The 4,237-nt window shown below is 40.4% G+C and carries 6 protein-coding genes; 2 read left to right on the forward strand and 4 right to left on the reverse strand.

What is annotated here, in order from left to right; translation table 11 throughout:
• The 4 genes from F6J94_RS34525 to F6J94_RS31065 form a co-directional block, all read right to left on the reverse strand.
• On the reverse strand, positions 1 to 127 hold a 127-nt coding region (locus F6J94_RS34525), incomplete at its 3' end, for a hypothetical protein (protein ID WP_367142298.1).
• 246 nt (positions 128 to 373) lie between these two features.
• Positions 374 to 997, reverse strand: a complete 624-nt coding sequence (locus F6J94_RS31055; protein WP_293047307.1) for a DUF938 domain-containing protein — start codon at positions 995 to 997, stop codon at positions 374 to 376.
• A gap of 212 nt (positions 998 to 1,209) precedes the next feature.
• Entirely contained in the window at positions 1,210 to 1,524 is a 315-nt protein-coding gene (locus F6J94_RS34530; protein ID WP_367142299.1) for a type II toxin-antitoxin system RelE/ParE family toxin, read from the reverse strand.
• Positions 1,525 to 1,527: 3 nt separating this feature from the next.
• Positions 1,528 to 2,100, reverse strand: a complete 573-nt coding sequence (locus F6J94_RS31065; RefSeq protein WP_293047309.1) for a hypothetical protein — start codon at positions 2,098 to 2,100, stop codon at positions 1,528 to 1,530.
• Positions 2,101 to 2,420: 320 nt separating this feature from the next.
• Between F6J94_RS31065 and F6J94_RS31070 the strand changes: the two genes are divergently transcribed.
• Both F6J94_RS31070 and F6J94_RS31075 read left to right on the forward strand, forming a co-directional pair.
• Positions 2,421 to 2,654 (forward strand): hypothetical protein, encoded by a 234-nt coding sequence (locus tag F6J94_RS31070; RefSeq protein WP_293047311.1) that lies wholly within the window; start codon positions 2,421 to 2,423, stop codon positions 2,652 to 2,654.
• A 626-nt stretch (positions 2,655 to 3,280) separates the two neighbouring features.
• A partial coding sequence (locus tag F6J94_RS31075) for a hypothetical protein (RefSeq protein ID WP_293047313.1) occupies positions 3,281 to 4,237 on the forward strand: 957 nt, incomplete at its 3' end.

Consider the following 4,237-nt stretch of genomic DNA (forward strand, 5'->3'; position numbering starts at 1 on the left):
GGTATCCGAGAATGGCAAAGAGGCAAAACCCAGAAATGATACTGAATGTGGAATTCGACACAGCAATGATGAAGGAATTTTCGACAGCAGGTGCATTTCGATCGCAATGCGATCCAAAGGCCGTCATGACGCCAAACGAGATCCCCAAGGAAAAGAATCCTACGATTATTTTTATTTACTGTTGGTGGGCAGTGCTTATCAAAGCTACTACAGGCTTGGAAATTTATATTACGCACTGCCCACCCTACGATTATTTTTATTTACTTTTGGCTGATAGCTGATAGCTGATAGCTGATAGCTGAATGCTTACAGTAATTGTTTTAGACGCAAATAATTGCTGACCGCTGACCGCTGACCGCTGACCACTGACTACTTACATGTGTTTAAATACTAACGAAAGATTATTAGCTGGCATTTGATAAGTTTTTTCAAGGATGAGATTATGATTACTGGCAACCTCTACAACATCTTCTAAATTACGTACTCCCCATTCTGGGTTTTGTTGTCGTAAATAGGAGTCAAAATCAGCATTGGAAAGTGCAGTGTGTTTATTACCTTGTTTGTAGGGACCGTATAAATATAGAATATCTCCTGATGAAAGGATACGACCAGCACCTGCGATTAATCCTAGACAAGTAGACCAAGGCGAAATGTGAATCATATTAATATTCACCATCGCTACAATATCTGGTATTTCTGATAGTATTTCCGTTTCTACTTTCCAAACCGGCTGACTGACATCAATATCAAGGGGTTGATAAAGGTTGTCGCTAGGGGAATGGTTAGCCCAGGCGATGATACTTTCACGAAGGGAAGCATCAATATCGGAAGGAATCCATTTTCGAGGGTTTAACTGTTGTGCAAAATAGATAGCATGTTCTCCGGTACCGCTAGCAATTTCTAAAATTGTGCCAGTGGCTGGTAATATCTCTAAAAGTACTTGTAAAATTGCTTCCCGGTTGCGCTGGGTTGCTGGGGCGTATTTTCGGCTGTCCACTAATTTTTCTCCCCGATAATGATAAGAGTGGGAACAGGCAAGATGCCCATTCCACCATCAGAGTGGGAACAGGCAAGATGCCCATTCCACCATCAGAGTGGGAACAGGCAAGATGCCCATTCCACAAAGCTATTAAAATCATCCCACATTTAGGCAACGCTATTAATTTTATGTCGGCGGCATTCCTGTTACCTTTGCTATTTTAGATTGCTTTAAGGAAAATAACGATAAAATTCTCGTCTATGGAGAACACGGGAGAATATGATAGTATCCCCTTTTAGGAAAAATCCAATTCTATAATCCCCTACACGAATTCGATAGGCATTATCTTCTCCTTTTAATTTTTTGATGTTTTTGATATCCCTAAGATTTTGACAGGAAATAATATCCTGAAAGGTAAACTTTTTAATCGTATTATAAAAAGGGGTGCTTTTCAGAGATTTAATATCTTTAATAAGCGATGCAGCGCGGTCTTGGGGGTTTCCCCCATGAGCGACTGCATCAAGACAAGGTTGGAAGATATTCAGTTTTCATTCTTTGTCGAGTTCTGCTAATGCTTCTTCCAAACTTAAAGGTGTTTCATCTTTAACTTCCATCATAGCACGATAGAGTCCTTCATCTTCAAAGCTTTCAATTAAACGTTCATAGTCCTGAAAATCAATTAATACTTTCTCGATCTTACCTTTATTATCGGCAATTAATTCTTGTGCAAATGGATAATCTTTAGGCTTTATTGTTTCCTCTTCATTGCAGAAACTTTTGACTCCAATCTTAACTATATAAATAGCTACTGGAGTCGCCAATGCCAGGGGCAAATTACCAGATGCAGCTAGAGATGCAACCAACGCAGTAGTTACTCCAGCGAGTCGATCGTCTCTAAATTCATCTTGACAAATTATATGGCGACACCGCCTGGCTAAATTTTGCAACCAACTCTCTTGTATATCTATTCTCTCTATTCCGGCTTCCGAAGCTATAATTTCAGTCGCATACTCCAAATCTCCTTCCTCTTCTTCTATCTCATTAAGGGCAGCCAAAGCCTCTGGATAATTTGCCAATTGATCCCGAAATTGCTCAATTTCTTCTCGTGTAACTGTAATCATATAATTATTCGGTTTAAATGCTTAATTTTATTATAGCCTTTTTCAGTAACTTGAGGGTAAAATTATTTAAATTTAGGTAAAAATAGTACCTAAAATACCGCGCTAATGCCCCACAAATTTCAAACTATATACGATTGAGTTTATCAAAAATGTAAACAAATAAAAACTAGTTTATCTTCCCACAATTACCATACTTACTACCCTCCCCACCCTCTCCACAATCTCCATATTTCGTAATAAAAAAAAATTCTAAACCCCTTGACATATTATTTATTTATTGATAAATTAATAATATCAACCTTTTCAAACAATAACTGGTCATGAATCAAAACATTAACCCCAACTCCGATGACAATCAAAACCCTGACAATCAAGGTCGCAAACCGAAGAAAGTCAAGCACATCTTGATCGGTTCTCCTAAACAAGTTCGCCATACTATTTATGCCATTTATGCCCTTAAATACGCCTATCCTGATGAGTGGAGCACTCCGGAGCCTACGGAAAATCCTGGTGAGGTTATGAGCACTTTGATTCGGTATTTGTACTTAGACTAGGATAGGAGTTTGCCAGGGTTTGCCGCCCTGGCGGCCAAGAATTGCCGAGGTTATTTTTTGCAAGTTATTTTGCGGAGGGGTATAATGTAAACAGGGTTAGGATGTACTTGCTGGAAAGCAGTTACTGAGTAACTTGATAAGAATGGATTACTTGATTCAGTTTTTGTTTGGATTTGATAACAGCTAAGCTGTACTCAATTAGGTTTACACAATAGAAGTCGGTCAAGCATTGGGGTTAACCAACACTTGACCGATTTTTTTTTTTAAGCTTAAGCGCTACGCGCACGCTACGCGAACAGCGGTCAGCTATCAGCTATCAGCTATCAGCTATCAGCTATCAGCGTTCAGCTATCAGCTATCAGCTATCAGCTATTAGCTATCAGGTATCAGCTATCAGCGGTCAGTTATCAGCTATCAGCTATTAGCTATCAGGTATCAGCTAATGTGCTACGCACACGCTACTTGAGGTGCTATCAGCTTTGGGCCTGTGGCCAAGCTACACCGAACAGCTTTTGAATAAAATAAGCTGACCACTGACCGCTGACCGCTGACCGCCGATTGCTGACCGCTGACCGCTGACCGCTGAGGGTAAAATATATAGATATTGATCAACTATCTTCTCAACTATGACAACGCTAGTATTTGTCCATGGCACAGGGGTTAGGCAAGCTGCCTATGAGCAAACCTTTAGGATAGTTGAGGGGTTTGTAACTAAACAACGTCCGGACATTACCGTTGTTCCTTGCTTTTGGGGTGAGCAATTTGGGAGTAAGCTCAATGCTAAAGGGGCATCGATACCGTTGTATGATGCCACCTTAGCTCTGGATCAGGGAGAGGAAGAAGAGCAAGAAATTATTCTTTGGGAGCAGTTATATCAGAATCCCCTTTATGAGTTGGGATTGTTGTCTTTACAACCTAAGACTGGTGGTGATAGTAATCCCTTTGGAGAACAACCGGGTGATCAATTACATGACCGGTTGCTGGCTTTGACTCCTACTGGAGAATTGCAAGAAAAATTACAAGCAGCGGGCATAGCAGAGGGGTTTGATCAGGCACGACGCCATGTTACGAGTAGTACTGTTTATCAAGACGTATTAAACCAAGTCTCTGATTCAGATAGTGACTGTTATGATACTATCGCAAGAGCAATTATTGCTCAGGCAATGTTTGACTGTCAGCACCATAACCATGACTTTATCTTTCCTAATCCGGAATTGCGTGATCAACTCGTGGAATTATTAAGTAATGCTTTGGGTAAGGAGGAAGACTTGGGATTGGGTGACTGGATCCAGAAACCACTTTCCTTATTGGCGGGTCCAGCTACAGCTTGGGTGAGGAATAAAAGGGGTGCAATTACTGAAGCAAATACTCCTACACCTGGTGATATTCTACTTTATCAAAGTCGCGGCCAGCAAATACGTAATTTTATCCAGAAAACGATAAAAGAGGCTGAACCACCAGTAGTCATATTAGCTCATAGTTTAGGAGGGATTGCTTGTGTTGATTTATTAGTTACTCAACCAATGGCACAGGTGACATTATTAATTACAGTGGGTTCTCAAGCTCCCTTTTTATACGAAATA

Source organism: Moorena sp. SIO1F2 (assembly GCF_010672755.1).
In the GTDB taxonomy this organism is placed as follows: domain Bacteria; phylum Cyanobacteriota; class Cyanobacteriia; order Cyanobacteriales; family Coleofasciculaceae; genus Moorena.